Source organism: Ruegeria sp. CDSA241 (assembly GCF_059611265.1).
The window spans coordinates 1-15,620 of sequence record NZ_JBXWPF010000003.1 but is presented as its reverse complement, the minus strand read 5'-3'; the positions used below and the strand labels follow the sequence as shown (position 1 = coordinate 15,620).

At 57.3% G+C, this 15,620-nt stretch carries 14 protein-coding genes; 4 read left to right on the top strand and 10 right to left on the bottom strand.

The features are described 5' to 3' along the window. Positions 1 to 33 precede the first annotated feature (33 nt). Positions 34 to 801, top strand: coding sequence for a hydroxyacylglutathione hydrolase (gene gloB, locus AC2FJV_RS03590; protein ID WP_496712657.1), 768 nt, complete (start codon positions 34 to 36; stop codon positions 799 to 801). 174 nt (positions 802 to 975) lie between these two features. Continuing rightward, the gene (gene clpA / locus AC2FJV_RS03585; RefSeq protein WP_142636483.1) at positions 976 to 3,300 is read left to right on the top strand and encodes an ATP-dependent Clp protease ATP-binding subunit ClpA; all 2,325 of its coding nucleotides are present in this window, start codon (positions 976 to 978) and stop codon (positions 3,298 to 3,300) included. A 137-nt stretch (positions 3,301 to 3,437) separates the two neighbouring features. Here clpA and AC2FJV_RS03580 read toward each other — a convergent pair whose 3' ends face one another. The 3 genes from AC2FJV_RS03580 to AC2FJV_RS03570 form a co-directional block, all read right to left on the bottom strand. Further along, on the bottom strand, positions 3,438 to 5,117 hold the full coding sequence (locus tag AC2FJV_RS03580) for a peptidoglycan -binding protein (RefSeq protein WP_496712655.1): 1,680 nt from the start codon (positions 5,115 to 5,117) through the stop codon (positions 3,438 to 3,440). A 3-nt stretch (positions 5,118 to 5,120) separates the two neighbouring features. Next, on the bottom strand, positions 5,121 to 6,302 hold the full coding sequence (locus tag AC2FJV_RS03575; RefSeq protein WP_282021534.1) for a biopolymer transporter ExbB: 1,182 nt from the start codon (positions 6,300 to 6,302) through the stop codon (positions 5,121 to 5,123). A gap of 69 nt (positions 6,303 to 6,371) precedes the next feature. After that, positions 6,372 to 6,902, bottom strand: coding sequence for a gamma-glutamylcyclotransferase (locus tag AC2FJV_RS03570; protein WP_142636477.1), 531 nt, complete (start codon positions 6,900 to 6,902; stop codon positions 6,372 to 6,374). Positions 6,903 to 6,969: 67 nt separating this feature from the next. On the opposite strand from AC2FJV_RS03570, the gene AC2FJV_RS03565 reads away from it, so the two are divergent. Further along, entirely contained in the window at positions 6,970 to 7,971 is a 1,002-nt protein-coding gene (locus AC2FJV_RS03565) for a DUF2125 domain-containing protein (protein ID WP_142636475.1), read from the top strand. On the opposite strand, the gene AC2FJV_RS03560 is transcribed toward AC2FJV_RS03565, so the two are convergent. The 4 genes from AC2FJV_RS03560 to AC2FJV_RS03545 all read right to left on the bottom strand — a co-directional run bounded on the left by AC2FJV_RS03560 (position 7,968) and on the right by AC2FJV_RS03545 (position 12,167). Next, a complete protein-coding gene (locus tag AC2FJV_RS03560) occupies positions 7,968 to 8,687 on the bottom strand; it encodes an extensin-like domain-containing protein (RefSeq protein ID WP_282027583.1) in 720 nt (239 codons plus the stop codon). The two genes, AC2FJV_RS03565 and AC2FJV_RS03560, sit on opposite strands and share 4 nt — an antisense overlap. Next, the gene (locus AC2FJV_RS03555) at positions 8,684 to 9,604 is read right to left on the bottom strand and encodes a prephenate/arogenate dehydrogenase family protein (RefSeq protein ID WP_496677616.1); all 921 of its coding nucleotides are present in this window, start codon (positions 9,602 to 9,604) and stop codon (positions 8,684 to 8,686) included. Before AC2FJV_RS03555 ends, AC2FJV_RS03560 begins: the two co-directional genes overlap by 4 nt. Beyond that, positions 9,601 to 10,686, bottom strand: a complete 1,086-nt coding sequence (gene hisC / locus AC2FJV_RS03550; protein WP_496677614.1) for a histidinol-phosphate transaminase — start codon at positions 10,684 to 10,686, stop codon at positions 9,601 to 9,603. The genes AC2FJV_RS03555 and hisC overlap by 4 nt, the downstream gene beginning before the upstream one ends. A 65-nt stretch (positions 10,687 to 10,751) precedes the next feature. Beyond that, positions 10,752 to 12,167 carry an aminotransferase class V-fold PLP-dependent enzyme gene (locus AC2FJV_RS03545; RefSeq protein ID WP_496712653.1) on the bottom strand — a complete coding sequence of 472 codons (1,416 nt, stop codon included), beginning with the start codon at positions 12,165 to 12,167 and terminating at the stop codon, positions 10,752 to 10,754. 103 nt (positions 12,168 to 12,270) lie between these two features. Here AC2FJV_RS03545 and AC2FJV_RS03540 point away from each other — a divergent pair, with 103 nt between their 5' ends. Next, positions 12,271 to 12,732 carry an Lrp/AsnC family transcriptional regulator gene (locus tag AC2FJV_RS03540; protein ID WP_142636466.1) on the top strand — a complete coding sequence of 154 codons (462 nt, stop codon included), beginning with the start codon at positions 12,271 to 12,273 and terminating at the stop codon, positions 12,730 to 12,732. Between the two features lie 129 nt (positions 12,733 to 12,861). On the opposite strand, the gene rpsD is transcribed toward AC2FJV_RS03540, so the two are convergent. The 3 genes from rpsD to AC2FJV_RS03525 all read right to left on the bottom strand — a co-directional run bounded on the left by rpsD (position 12,862) and on the right by AC2FJV_RS03525 (position 15,490). Next, positions 12,862 to 13,482: a 30S ribosomal protein S4 gene (gene rpsD / locus AC2FJV_RS03535; protein ID WP_058279997.1), complete on the bottom strand. Its 621-nt coding sequence runs from the start codon at positions 13,480 to 13,482 to the stop codon at positions 12,862 to 12,864. A gap of 213 nt (positions 13,483 to 13,695) precedes the next feature. Then, positions 13,696 to 14,199 carry a hypothetical protein gene (locus AC2FJV_RS03530; protein WP_496712651.1) on the bottom strand — a complete coding sequence of 168 codons (504 nt, stop codon included), beginning with the start codon at positions 14,197 to 14,199 and terminating at the stop codon, positions 13,696 to 13,698. A gap of 283 nt (positions 14,200 to 14,482) precedes the next feature. Continuing rightward, entirely contained in the window at positions 14,483 to 15,490 is a 1,008-nt protein-coding gene (locus tag AC2FJV_RS03525) for a helix-turn-helix domain-containing protein (RefSeq protein ID WP_496712649.1), read from the bottom strand. Positions 15,491 to 15,620: the final 130 nt, after the last annotated feature.

Genomic DNA, 15,620 nt, shown 5'->3' with positions numbered 1-15,620 from the left:
GAGCGCAGTCTAGCAACGAAAGGGCAAAAGGCCATGCCTCTTGAGATCGTCACCATCCCATGTCTCAGCGATAACTACGCATTTCTGGCGCATGACGCGGTTAGCGGCAACACCGCATTAATCGACGCGCCCGAAAGCGAACCGATTCTGTCAGAACTGGAACGACGTGGCTGGGGCTTGTCTCATGTGTTGCTCACGCATCACCATTTCGACCACGTAGACGGGTTGCCGGCCATTTTGGAACAGCACCCGGCGACGGTGATCGGCGCGGCAGCCGACGCACATCGCCTGCCACCTTTGGATCAACAGGTCAATGACGGCGACAGTTTTGAAATCGGCGGGGAACCCGTCCTTGTTCTGGACGTTTCGGGGCATACTCTTGGTCACATCGCCTTTCACATGCCGCAAAGCGCGGTGGTCTTTACCGCCGACAGCCTGATGGCAATGGGTTGTGGACGCCTGTTTGAAGGCACCGCACCGCAGATGTGGGAATCGCTGTGTAAACTGAGCGCCTTGCCGGATGACACGCTGGTTTGTTCAGGGCACGAATACACGCAGTCCAATGCCAAATTCGCTCTCACCGTCGATCCAGGAAATTCTGCGCTGCAGAAACGCGTCGCAGAAATTGACAGCACCCGAGCCGCACAACAGCCTACAGTTCCCTCCACTCTGGCGCTGGAAAAGGCCACTAACCCCTTCCTGCGCGCCGCTGACCCGGCGATTCAGGCGCATCTGGGTATGGCAGGCGCCGAACCAGCCAAAATTTTTGCTGAAATCAGGGCTAGAAAAGATCGGTTTTGATACCTATTTCACCTACTTCACAGCCACGGTCACAACAAATGTGACTGTCAAGAGCAAGAAAACCCTTGAAGCCGGGCTCTGATCAACCAAACTCTAATAGTATGAGGACATGGTTGGGATGGGGATCCGGCCTTCAGCCCGCCCCCTTCTGACCCAAGACAGAGGAGCACCCGCGTGCCTTCATTCTCGAGCACACTAGAACAAGCCATCCACGCGGCCCTGGCGGCTGCGAATGAACGGCGACATGAATTCGCAACGCTGGAGCATCTGCTTCTGGCATTGTTGGAAGAGCCCGATGCGATCCGCGTGATGAAAGCCTGCAGCGTCGATCTTGACGAATTGCGCAGCACTCTGGTGGAATTCATCGACGAAGACCTATCGAACCTTGTCACCGATATTGACGGGTCCGAGGCTGTACCGACAGCCGCTTTCCAACGTGTGATCCAGCGCGCTGCGATCCATGTTCAAAGTTCGGGCCGGACCGAAGTGACCGGGGCGAATGTTCTGGTCGCGATCTTTGCCGAACGCGAAAGCAACGCAGCCTATTTCCTGCAGGAACAGGATATGACCCGGTACGATGCGGTGAATTTCATCGCCCATGGTGTGGCCAAGGACCCGGCCTACGGCGAAAGCCGTTCGGTATCGGGCGCGGATCAGGCAGAAGAGGAAACTCCGGCCAGCACCGCCGATGGCGAGCAAAAAGAAAGCGCGCTGGGGAAATACTGCATCGACCTGAACGCGAAATCGCGCGCGGGCGATATCGACCCGCTGATCGGTCGTGCCGATGAGGTTGAGCGCTGCATTCAGGTGCTATGCCGCCGGCGCAAGAACAACCCGCTTCTGGTCGGTGATCCGGGCGTTGGCAAAACCGCAATCGCAGAGGGACTGGCATTTAAGATCATCTCTGGCGAGGCCCCCGATGTCCTGTCAGAAACCACCATCTATTCGCTGGATATGGGTGCATTGCTGGCAGGCACCCGCTATCGCGGTGATTTCGAAGAACGCCTGAAAGCGGTCGTGACCGAGCTTGAGGATCACCCAGACGCGGTTCTGTTCATTGATGAAATCCACACCGTCATCGGTGCCGGTGCCACCTCGGGCGGGGCAATGGATGCCTCGAACCTGCTGAAACCGGCCCTTCAGGGTGGAAAACTGCGCACTATGGGTTCGACCACCTACAAAGAGTTTCGCCAGCATTTCGAAAAGGATCGCGCGCTCAGCCGCCGGTTCCAGAAGATTGACGTGAACGAACCTTCGGTCGAGGACAGCGTAAAAATCCTGCGCGGTCTGAAGCCCTATTTCGAAAAGCATCACGAGATCAAATATACAGCCGACGCGATTAAAACCGCGGTCGAGTTGTCAGCACGCTACATCAATGACCGCAAGCTGCCCGACAAGGCGATCGACGTGATTGACGAAGCCGGTGCGGCCCAGCATCTGGTTGCTGAAAGCAAGCGTCGCAAAACCATCGGCGTCAAAGAGATTGAGGCCGTTGTTGCCAAGATCGCCCGCATTCCACCCAAGAATGTCACCAAGGACGATGCCGAGGTTCTGAAAGACCTTGAAAAGTCGCTCAAACGGGTGGTCTTCGGACAAGACGTGGCGATTGAGGCGCTGTCCAGCGCCATCAAACTGGCGCGCGCCGGTCTGCGCGAGCCGGAAAAGCCCATCGGCAACTATCTGTTTGCTGGCCCAACCGGTGTGGGAAAGACCGAGGTCGCGAAACAGCTGGCGGATACGCTGGGAGTGGAACTGCTGCGTTTTGATATGTCGGAATACATGGAGAAACACGCGGTCAGCCGCCTGATCGGTGCGCCTCCGGGCTATGTCGGGTTCGACCAAGGCGGTTTGCTGACTGATGGTGTCGACCAGCATCCGCATTGCGTTCTGCTGCTGGATGAGATCGAAAAAGCCCACCCGGACGTGTTCAACATCCTGCTGCAAGTGATGGACCACGGAGAGCTGACCGACCACAATGGTCGCACGGTGAACTTCCGCAACGTGGTGCTGATCATGACCTCGAATGCGGGGGCGCAAGAACAGGCAAAGGCGGCCATCGGCTTTGCCCGCGACCGCCGCGAAGGTGAGGATACCGCCGCGATCGAACGTATGTTCACGCCGGAATTCCGCAACCGTCTGGATGCTGTCATTTCCTTCGCGCCGCTGCCGAAAGAGGTCATCCTGCAGGTGGTCGAGAAGTTCGTGCTGCAGCTTGAAGCACAGCTACTGGACCGCAATGTGACCATCGACCTGACGCCAAAAGCCGCCGAATGGCTGGCCGACAAAGGCTATGACGACAAGATGGGCGCACGCCCATTGGGACGCGTCATTCAGGAACACATCAAGAAACCTCTGGCCGAGGAGCTGCTGTTCGGCAAGCTGGCCAAGGGCGGTGTCGTTCGCGTCTCGGTCAAGAAGGGAGAGCTGGATCTGGACATTTTTGGCCCCGATCAACCGCGCATCCCTGGCGACAAACCCCCGCTTCTGACTGCAGATTAAAAGCAGCGCATCAAATCAAAGCCCGGCTTCTACGCCGGGCTTTTTTCTCGCCCGAGCCGAGTCACCTGTCTCAAAAGAAAATCTCAGGGGCGCCCGGAAAACCACCCAACTCTGACAATGGGCCTTCCTTGCTGCAATCAGCGCTCGGTCAGCTTCAATTCGATCCGGCGATTCTGAGCGCGCGCTTCTGGGGTGTTTGCGGGGTTGAAGGGTTGGAATTCACCAAAGCCATTGGCCGCCAGACGTTGCGGTGGAATACCCAGCGCATCGACCATATAACGGACAACCGACAAGGCGCGTCCCTGGCTAAGCTCCCAGTTGTCCCGATAGCGGCCAGTTCCGGCCAGCGGGACATTGTCGGTATGGCCGTCCACGCGAATAACCCAGTTCAGGCCTTCGGGAATTTCAGCCGCGACACTGCGCAGTATATTGGCCACCTTGGCGATCTCAAGCTGACCCTTGGGCGACAGCACTGCTGATCCTGTATCGAACAGTACTTCGGACGAGAACACAAACCGATCGCCTTCGATCCGAACGCCTTCCTGATTACCCAGCACATCGCGCAACCGGCCGAAGAATTCCGAGCGATATCGCTGAAGATCCTCGGCCTGCGCCGTAAGTTCTTGGTTCTGACCCGAAAGGGCCTCGGCCTCGGCCTCAAGCCGAGCGCGCTCGGCCTCTTCCAACAGACGACGACGACGCTCTTCCGAGGCGGCTCGGGCGAGTGCGGCGTTCAGATCCTGACCCAATGTTTGAATACGAATATCAGCGGCGGCGTTGCGGTCTTCGTAATCGTCCAGCAAGGCCTGCAATCCACCCAACTGCTCGCGCAGGGCTGCCATCTGCTGGTTTAGCAAGGCAGTCTGACGCTGCGCCTTTGCTGAAACGGCTTTCTCGGCAGAGATTGCCTCACGCGCAACGGCCAGCAAGGCTGCGCGTTCTTCGGCCAATGTACGCTGTATCTGCTCCGCTGTCAGAGCGTCGGTTTGGGCGGCCAATGCCGCTTGCAGCTGGGCCTGCAACTCCTGACTATCAAGTTCACCAAATTGCCGCTCGAGCTCAGCCTTGGCAGCTTGCGCAGCGGCCAACAGGGTCAGGGTTTCTTCGGCTTGCTTGCGTTGCGCTTCCAGAGCCAGCGTCATAGCGGTCAGTTCCGCATCCGCGTCCTGCAGACGATTGCGCAGGTTTTCGGCAACCGCAGCTTCGGCCAGGCGCGCGGCCTCTTCGGCGTCAAGCTGGCCTTCAAGCTCGGTGACCAATGCGGCCTGCGCGGCCTCATTTTGTTCCAGATCCGCCACCAACGCTTCAAGCGCTTCGCGGCGGGCAGCATCAAGCCGGGCGGCCTCGGCCTGGGCATCGACCTCGGCACGGCTTTGGGCAAGGGCCAGGTTCAGGGCCTCTTGTTCATTCAGCAATTCCGAACGCTCAGATTCCAGTGAGGCGATAACCCCCAGCGACCGCTCCTGATCGGCCAACAGAGATGCGACCTGTGCTTCGAATGACGTGATCCTGGTTTCCGCCTGCGCCAGATCTTCCTCGGCCTGCGTCAGGGTCGCATTCAGCGCCCCTAACCGGGCCTGAAGGCGGCTGTTTTCCCGTTCTTCCAACCCAAGCGCACCCGCAAGGGCCGCCACTTCGCCGGACAGGGCGGTCAGTTCATCCTCTTGCCCCGAAATCGTCTCGCGCAGCACGAATTGCACCACCATGAAGATGGTCAACACAAAGGTCAGCACCATCAACAGCCCGGTCATCGCATCCACGAAACCCGGCCAGACCGACCCCTGAAACCGCTGACCTGTGCGACGGGACAGAGCCATGGATTACTCTCCTTCCGGAGCGGTTCGAACGGCGCCTCGGGGCAATGTAAGAGCTTTGACCAACAGTTCGATGTCCTTGCGCAGCTCGCTCATGCTTTCTTGGCGGCCTGCAGAAATTTCTTCGAGGATACGCAGCAACTGAACATCCATCGAGCGCAGGCGCATGCGGCTTTCTGCGTCTATTCCTTCGCTGGTCCCCTGTTCCCGCAGATGATCCAGCAGAGCGTCCTGCCCCAGTGCGACACGTTCCAGCGCAGCGGTGACATTCTCGGTCTCAGACTGACGCTGGTTCATATCTCCGATTGCGCCGACAAGATGCCCCAGCTTGCCCGACAGCTCGGCCCGGTCGGTTTCCTGCGCCGAAAACAAGTCCTGCAGGGCGTTCATCTGTTCGGACATTGCATCCAGAACCGGTGTCAGAACCGCCAGTTCGGTGCTGCTGCCGTCATCGCCTGCTGCAAAGCCGACACGGGTGATCGAGGACAACCATTCTTCGAGCTCTCGATAAAACCGGTTCTGCCCGTGGCCCGCGAACAGTTCCAGCAACCCCACAATCAGCGATCCGGCAAGGCCCAGCAACGAAGACCCAAAGGCCACGCCCATTCCCTGCAGTTGGGTTTCAAGGCCAACCATCAGGCGATTGAACACGGCCAGCCCTTCTTCGCCATCCTGCGGATTGAGACTGCGGATCGTGTCGACAATAGCGGGGACCGTCGTGGCCAAGCCAAAAAACGTTCCCAAAAGCCCAAGATAGATCAGAACATTGGTGATATAACGCGTGATCTCACGCTCTTCCTCGACCCGTTCGGCCACCGAATCCAAAATAGACCGGGTCGAACTGGAACTGATCTGCGACCGCGCACCCCGGTCCCGCAGCAGCGACGCCAGCGGTGCCAAAAGCTGAGGCGTGCGCGCGTCCTCATGAACAACGCCACCAACGAAGGACTCGATCCAGCGCACCGAACCGATCAACTGTGTCACCTGATAAAAACAGGCAATTACGCCGACGAAAAATACCAGAAGGATAAAACCGTTCAGATACGGGTTTGCATAGAAAACCGGCAAAACGTAAGGCAACGCCATGAAGATGCCCATACCAGCCAGGCCGATCGCCACAAGCATCGTTACGATCTGACGAATGGGTTGCGAGAAATGCGGTCTCGCGCCCTGTTGTGCCTGCGCCATGCGCGTTTTTCCCGGTTCTTTTCTGCTCTGACGCGAATCTACCGAAAATCTGCCGGTGACGCCAAGGGTTTATGAGGTAATGCTTCGCACCCGTTGCGCTAACCACTCAAGATCGGGATCACGCAGACCAATCTCGGTCAGATGTTCAGCTGTGTTATAAAGGTATTCGGTATTTGGACCGCGCCCGCCGACAGCATGGGCAATGATCTGCGCCTGGTCTTCCAACGGCATGCCCCCGCAATACTGCACGTGATCTGCGTCGATAACATAGGTGACAGCCGTTACGACCTCGTCCGTTTCCAAATGCACATCAAGCATCTTTTCGACATAGGCCGACGAGATCAGCTCGCGCTCGCGCAGTTCATGCAAGGTACGCTCTTCGTGGCCTGCCTCGACGGCGAGGGCCAGACCTTTGCACAGGGTGTCACGCTGTTCATCCAACGCCAGAACAAGGCCGGGTTTCTCTTCGGTTCCGCGGTGATGAATCGAACTCATGCAGAAAGACCGCGCATATCCATTCAGGGTTGCGCGTTCGCTGCGGGACACGGGAAAGCCGGGATTCCACAGCAGCGACCCATATCCGAAAACCCACATCGTCATAGCACTGGTCCTTGCCCGTTTGCGCCTATAAACATCAATTTCAAGGCGGGAAAAAGGGCCATTAGCAATGCGCGGGCTAATACGAGTAGTCATTTTCATCACTGCGATCTGGAGCGCCTATTGGTTCGTCGCCGGATATGGATTGCGCAACGCGATCACAACTTGGTTCGACAACCAACAAGAAAGAGGCTGGCTGGCCGATTTTTCGGACGTAGCCACAGCAGGCTATCCATTCAACCACGTCACCCGACTGAACAGCCCCGCTCTGGCCGACCCGGTCAACGGCACCGCCTGGAGCGCCGACTGGATCGAATTCCAAAGCCCCGCGATCTGGCCGGGTCGACAGGTTCTGCGTTTCGCGGAAACGCCGCAGCTGCTGTCCTATTTCGATCAAACGTCGACCATCGTTGCAGCTGACCTGCAGGCCGAGCTGCAGTTGCAACCTGGTGTCGCGCTGGTGCTAGAGAAAATGTCTCTGACTGCCGGACCATGGTCCGTTGCCAATGATGCTGATTTGCTAGCAGCGGGAACCACGCTTGGTCTGGTGATGGAGCAAACCGAAAATCCTCAAGCCTATGCGATCAGCGCGCGGATCGATGGCTTTTCCCCCGGCGATGATCTGCGCGCCATGATGCATTCCGCCACCACACTGCCCCAGACATTCGATGCGCTGGAAATGGATATGGTCGCCACCTTTGACAAACCGTGGGATCGATCTGCACTGGAACAAAGCCGACCTCAGCCCACCCGGATCGACCTGCGTCTGGCTGAGATGAAATGGGGTGCATTGCGCCTGTTCGCTGCCGGAGAGCTGGACGTAGACGATCAGGGTATTCCTACCGGAGAGATTTCGATCAAGGCCGAAAATTGGCGTGAGATGGTTGCCATGGCCAACGCCGCAGGGGCCCTGCCCGATCAGGCGGTAGACCCTGTGACACGTGCCCTGAAATTCATGGCTGGCTTGGGGGGCAATCCCGATTCGCTGGATCTGCAGTTGAACTTCCGTGAGGGCTATGTGGCGCTTGGCCCGCTACCCCTTGGTCCGGCCCCGCGGTTGATCCTGCGTTAACGGCAGTACGGGCCACGGCGATACCGGGCTGTGTCCAAGTGAAAATGATCCCGGTGATACCGGTCCGCATTCGGGCCAAGTACCGTTCCGAACGGCCCGCAGGCGGCGCGCCAGATCTTGGTCAGTTGCTTCTTTGACGGGTTCTTGCGCCAACCGTTCAGAACGGTCACAACCTCGCCATTCGCCATCTTGAAACCTGATATGTCTATGGCCCGGCCCTTACCGTGTTCCGATATCCGCGCACCCTTGCGGTTGTTGCGCGTTCGGCATGCGTAGTGGGCCGCGACCTGCAGTTCGACAACGGGACCGCGCCTTTTGAAGGTGGGCTTCACGCTTTTCTCGACCCATTGGTTCAGCGCAATTGCTGTGCCGCAATCCATGGTGGACGGACGGCTAAGCGCCACACCAGAAACTGAGGTGATCTGTACCGCTTCCTTGATCCCGCAGGCTTTGATCTTGCCGGGAACATTACCCACCGGCTTGCCCTGAATTTCGATATTCCCGCAGACCGATGTTTTGCGCAGCTTACGCTTTTTGAACAGCACCTGCTGTACCAGCGTATTCGGTTGCAACTCTGGCTGCATCCCGACCGGAGCGGCAAAGGCCAGAACCGGTTGGTCATCGGGGGTCAACCGGTGTTCAGATGGCGTTGCATTCCCCATTGTGGCACCAAGTACCAACCACCCAATCGACAGAACGCTCCAGCCGCGCCTCATGGGTTGGTTTTCCCGCGACCGAAATCCGGGGCATCCGTATCCTGCCCGGCATCAATGATCCCGCGCCGGATCGCACGTGTGCGCGTGAAATAATCGAACAGCTGATCGCCGTCACCTGTACGAATGGCCCGCTGCAGCGCAAACAGTTCTTCGGTGAAACGCCCCAATATCTCTAGCGTCGCATCCTTGTTAGTCAGAAACACATCGCGCCACATAGTCGGGTCCGAGGCCGCGATCCGGGTGAAATCCCGAAAGCCCGCGGCCGAGTATTTGATGACCTCGCTATCGGTCACACGGCGCAGATCATCCGCTACGCCGACCATCGTATAGGCGATAAGGTGTGGCGCATGGGATGTCACTGCAAGAACCAGATCATGGTGATCGGCATCCATCTCATCAACATTCGAACCCAAACCCGTCCACAACGAGCGTAGTCGCGCAACGGCCTCCGGGTCCGAGCCCTCTACCGGCACCAAAAGGCACCACCGATTATCGAACAGCTCGGCAAATCCGGATTCAGGGCCGGAATGCTCGGTCCCGGCCAGCGGATGCGCGGGAATGAAATGAACATCCTGCGGGATGTGAGGTGAGACATCCTGAATGACGTGTCGCTTTACCGAACCCACATCTGACACGGTCGCGCCCGACTTCAGGGCAGGCGCAATCTCCTGCGCTACCGCACCCATCGCGCCAACAGGCACGCACAGAACCACAAGGTCTGCACCCTCAACGGCCTCTTGCGCGGTGTCACAGATCCGGTCGCATAGGCCAATCTTGCGCGCGGTGTCGCGCGTGGCCTCGGACCGGGCATAGCCGGTTACTTCGGCGGCCAATCCAGCACGTTTAATCGCCCAGAACATCGACGATGCGATCAGGCCCAAACCGATCAGCGCAACGCGGTCATATACCTGGCTCATGCGGCGCCCCCTTTGAAAGCGGTTATGGCCGCAACGACACGGCGACAAGCCTCCTCGTCCCCAACCGTGATCCGAAGAGCATTTGGCAGGTTATATCCCGCGACGCGGCGCACGATCAAACCCTGTGTCTTGAGGTAATCGTCGCACGCTTCGGCCTCGGCCTGATCCTTAAAGCGGGCGAGAATAAAATTGGTGCTGGACGCATCCGAAGATACGCCGATTTTGGACAACTGGGCCGAAAGCCAAACCCGCAAGCGTGCATTTTCGCTGTGGCAAAAGGTCAGGTACTCTTCGTCCTTTATGGCGGCTTCGGCAGCGGCCAACGCAGTCAGCGACAGGTTGAAGGGCTGGCGCACCCGGTTCAGCACATCAATGATCTCTTGCGCCGCATAGCCCCAACCGACCCGCATCCCGCCCAGTCCATAGATCTTGGAAAAGGTCCGCGTCATGATCACATTCTCGAACCGATCCACCAGAGCGCGGCCTCCGTCGAACCCTTCGACAAACTCGGCATAGGCGCCATCAATCACCATCAGACAAGTCTGCGGCAAGCTTTCGGCCAGTCGGATAAGATCAGCCTCGGGGATCATGGTCGATGTCGGATTGCCCGGATTGGTCACGAACACGATCCGGGTCTGGTCAGTCACAGCGGCAAGAATGTTGTCCACATCCACGTGACGATCGGTTTCAGGCACCATCACCGGAGTTGCCCCCGCCATCCGAGCGATGATCGGGTACATCGAAAATCCGTGTTCGGTATAGATAACCTCATCCCCCGAACCGGCATAAGCCTGTGCCACGAATTGCAGCACCTCGTCACTGCCCACGCCGCAGATAATGCGCGCTGGGTCCAGCCCGTGGCGTTCGCCAATGGCCTTACGCAGACTGGCGTGATCTGTACTGGGATACCGATTCAGGGTGGCCGCACTGTCCCGTACTGCCTCGATCGCTTTGGGGCTGGGGCCAAAGGGGTTTTCGTTCGAGCTCAACTTGATCACATGGTCGACCCCCGCCACCTTCGACTGGCCGCCCTGATAAAGCGCGATGTCCATAATGCCGGGTTGAGGGGTGATCTGGGTCATAAGAGGCTCCGTATTTAGAAGCCCCTCATACCCGTCTCAAAGCGTTGAGAAAAGCGGCAATTCCCTTATGCCGCCTTGAAGCGGGCTGTCGCCGGGTCGGCGTCGTAAAAGGGAGTAAACTCTTCGGTCCGCCGGGACAGGTCATTGACGCTGTCGATGATGAAGCGGACAGTCTCTTGGGACATCAGATATGAAAAGTTCAGACGCACCCAACCGGGTTTTTTCAACTCTTCACCAGCACCAAGCGCCGCATGCAACTGCTCCGAGGCTGCACGATCAATACCCAGCAACCGATGCGCATAGGGCCCGGCACAAGCACACCCGCCCCGCGCTTGAATGCCATAAACATCACTCAGCATCCGGGTGAATAACTGCTGGTGCACCGGCTGACCTTTACTGTCATGAACAAGAAAGGAAAAAATCGGCAACCGATGTGGATTGTCCGCGCCCAACAAGGTCAGACCTGGGTTATCTCCCCACCCTTCCAATGCCATCTGGTTATAAAGCGCCTCGCGCCTTGCGATTTCGTCTGCGCCAACCGCATCCTTGACCATGAAAGCCAACGCGGCACGGATGTCGCCTAAGACATTCGGCGTTCCCGCCTCTTCGCGCGTTGCAAGATCGGCGCTGTAGTCATGCCCCCAAGGGGACACGAAACTCACAGTGCCACCACCGGGCCAGCTGGGGCATGTGCGCTGCACAACGTTTTGATTGACGATCAATACACCAGACGCTCCAGGTCCACCGGCAAATTTATGAGGAGAGACCACGATCGCATCCTTGCGCGCATCCGCCGGGCCCATTTCCATTGGCAGATAAGGCCCACCGCCCGCATAATCCCAAACCGCTACAGCACCATTAGCCTTAAGCAGCCGCGTAACCGGGTCGGGATCAGTGATTATGCCCGTCACGTTCGAAGCGGCCGAAAATGACCCGATGATCAGATCCGAGTCCTCGTTTTCAACCAAGGCACGCTCTAAAGCCGACAGATCGACACCCCCTTCGGATGCTTCGGGGATTTCAATCACCAGCGCTTTGCTTTCCCGCCACGGCAAGATGTTCGAATGGTGCTCATATGGGCCGATCATTACCACTGGTCGTGCTGCCGCCTCGATCCCCAACAGATTGACCAGCCGGTTGAGACCCGCTGTAGCGCCCGATCCGGTAAAAATCACCGCATCATTTTCCCCGGCGCCAACAATCCGGGAGATTTCCGCACGGGCCTCGCGGCGCAGTCGGGTCATGTAGGCCCCGCAATAAGACGCCTCGGTGTGGCTGTTGGCATAAAACGGCAACACATGCGCGGCCACAAAATCCTCGACCTGCTTCAATGCGCGGCCCGACGCAACATAATCCGCGTAAACCAAAGGTATGTCCCCGCGCAGCCCCGGGATCATAACATTCTCGCCGATTAAGCCATCGCGCAACGTGTCGCTACGAACAGCAGCTTCAATGTCAGAACGAAATTGGGAAAGTGTCATTATATGGACTCCGAAGTTTCCCAACAAATATGATTGATATGTGTTGTGTATATAATGCATATTTTTAGATGGATTTCATAAATCATGTGTCATATGATTTGGAATGTCAAAAAATCTAGATCATATTGACCACCGCCTGCTGCGTGAATTGCAAACCGACGCTACGCTGTCCCAACGAGAACTGGCCGACCGCATCGGGCTGTCGCAAAACGCCTGCTGGCGTCGGCTGAAGGCCCTGAATGATCAGGGCGTCATCATCGGATCGACGGCGCAAATCGCGCGCGAAAAACTAGGGCTGAGCCTTGTGGTCTTCGTCATGCTGCGTACGAGGCACCACTCGGCCGAGTGGTTACAGGCCTTTCGCAGACATGTTCTGACGATACCAGAGGTCGTGGACTTTCACCGCATTGGCGGCGACTACGACTATCAGCTCAAGGTTGTTACGCAGGATATGGCTTCGTACGACAAGGTCTATCAACGCCTCATCGAAAAAGTCGAGCTGGACAGCGTAACCTCATATTTCGCGATGGAGGCAATTGCAGAAGGACGACCCTTGCCAATCTGATCCGCTCTTTATTTGGCCAAAAAAATTGCTCGGGGGGCATCGCGACTGGTCGTGATTGGGGGCAGAGTCCCCTAAAACGAAAAAGGCCGCGCAACCGCGCGGCCTTTCGAATTTCGATTTCGGCGAAGATTAGTTCTTCGCGTAGAATTCGACAACCAGGTTCGGTTCCATCATGACAGGGTAAGGCACATCGCCCAGACCCGGTGCGCGCACGAAAGTCGCGGTCATTTTCGAGTGGTCGGCGTCGATGTAATCAGGAACATCACGCTCGGCCAGAGCAGCAGCTTCAAGAACAACGGCCAGTTGCTTGGACTTGTCACGTACTTCGATGACGTCGCCTTCTTTGACACGGTAGCTGGGGATGTTGACCCGCTTGCCGTTCACTGTGACGTGGCCGTGGTTCACGAACTGACGCGCGGCGAACACGGTCGCGACGAATTTGGCGCGATAGACAACGGCGTCCAGACGGCGTTCCAGCAGACCAATCAGGTTTTCACCGGTATCGCCGTTGACACGAACAGCTTCGGCATAGATGCGGCGGAACTGCTTTTCGGTCAGGTCGCCATAGTAGCCCTTCAGCTTCTGCTTGGCGCGCAGCTGCAGACCGAAGTCAGACAGTTTGCCTTTCCGGCGCTGACCGTGCTGACCAGGGCCGTATTCACGACGGTTGACCGGGGATTTCGGACGACCCCAGATGTTTTCGCCCATCCGGCGGTCGATTTTGTACTTGGCAGACGTGCGTTTGGTCACGGCTGATCTCCTTCTTAAGGTCGAGGCCCTGATAGGCCACTATGAAGGGCGTTGTCCTCTTGAGGTTTCCCTCATGACAGGCCTCCCCTTGCGGGGGCCACCAACACCAATGAAGCCGCGCTTATATCCGCAGCGCTGGCAGAGTCAACATGCCGAACGGACGGAACCGAAACTTTCTGAAATTCAATTCAAAGACGGCACCACTAACGGGATTTAGTCCGCTAAAGTGGCACCGTTTACAGTTGCGCGTAGGTTCGCGACACCAGTGTACTGGAACTGAGTGGCCTTGCGATGAAACGCGACGACAGTTCCGTCCTGCTCTGCAACTTCACCACTCTGATGCTTGATCTGAGTATATGCGCTGATCCAGAATTCCTGATCGCGTGAAGGACAGCCGCTTTCAAACACCAGCGACGGGCTTTCATCATCATCGGAAACGACCAGTAACGCTGAAAACCGTTGCGCCCCGTTCATAAGCTCGAGCGTTCCGACGACATTATCCGAAAAAGTCGTGCCAGGAATAACGCGCCCGATTGTACCTGATGCAAATGCGTTTTTACGCCCGGCAACTTCAGCGCTGCCTTCCAGCATCGATGCCTGACCGCGCCAGGACCAGGCCGACCCTACATTTAAAAATGCCAGAGGCGCCGCCTCTAGCCCATCAATCTCTGTCTGCGACCATGAAATGGCAACACGACCGTTTACCCCGGTATTCATTTTACCGCCCGTACCCCTCAACAAATCACTGCCCGATGGCCAAGGGTTTATCAGTGACGATTCCGGCAGAAAAGGGACGGAATTGCAGCAATCACGAGAATGTTGCAGAACAGAATCAGAATCCGGGTGCAGAAATCCGCGTTTCAAAGACCTAAAGGATCATACTGAGCCCGAATGTCGGTCTGCCCTGCATTCGGTCTGATCAGGCTTTTTTTCGATTCGCCAATCACAGCGGATTTAAATTTCAAATGCGTGCGCCCTAATCGGCACACTGCACGAGCTGTCAGTTCACCAGCCCCCGATCCGCCATTCCACCGGAAAAGCGGAGGCTGCGGATATCTTCCGGCATCGTCTTGTACTGGTCTCGAAAAGCACGTTTTAGTGACGTTGTAGACGAAAACCCTGTGGCGGTGGCAATCTCGATTTGTGGCAAATCCGTAAACCGCAGCAGGCTATGCGCACGTTCCAGACGCAATTCTCGGTATGTGGCCAAAAGCTTTGCCCCCGTCTTGTTCAGAAACCGTCTCTGAAGCTGCCGGGTTGAAGTGCCGACCATGTTCGAAAGATCCGTGATCCTGAGTGGCTCTTCGACATGGTTCAGCATTGCCTCAACGGCTGACATAACCAGGTGATCCCCGCCCGCACGATGGATCAAGCGATTGGCAAGCTGGCTTTCGCAGTCCCGCTTGGGTTCGGACAGGCCGATAAACCCGCGCAGGTTATCTGCCATGTTCTCACCATGGTCCAACGAAACAAAATCCGCCAACAAACGCAGCGTACTCAGACGTGTCGTCGCGCTATGCGTGCGCCCGCGCGCCGCCAGATATGTGCCTGTACCACAGTTGGTCAAACCTGCTTCACGCGCTGCTGCATCGAAGTTGGGGTGAATGGCCGCGACTGTTTTTTCCGACAATCTAATCTGGGCCAGCAAAAGCACGGCACCACCGACAAGAACGGTCCGTGGCGAAAGATTCAGAACTTGTGAGACCCATGTTCTTTCGGCGTCGGACAACGTCCAACAATCCGAAAAATCGCCCCAGAAAACAGCCGCTCTTCCGGTCCAGTACTGCGGTCCTCCTACAGACCCCGCACCAGCCAAACGCAGATTAACGACATAGGAATGGTCGCCGGTCAGATCGCTCAGGGCACGATAAAATTCCCTGATCATCTCGGCCGAGGCAAATGCACTACTATCGCGCACGATCACATCGATGTTGTGGGTTCGCACGAAGGCAGCAGAGGTTGGCTCAGCCAGATAGGCTAGGTCATTTTCGAAGATGCAATGCTTCATGTCTCCCCCGCTGAAATGCCTGGGCCACAGGCAAAGGCATATGACCCAGGATGGATCAGCCCCTGGCCATTGCGGGGGCTGATCTGGTTGTCGTCTGTTTACTCTGCGGCTTCTTCGTAAGCGTCCATTG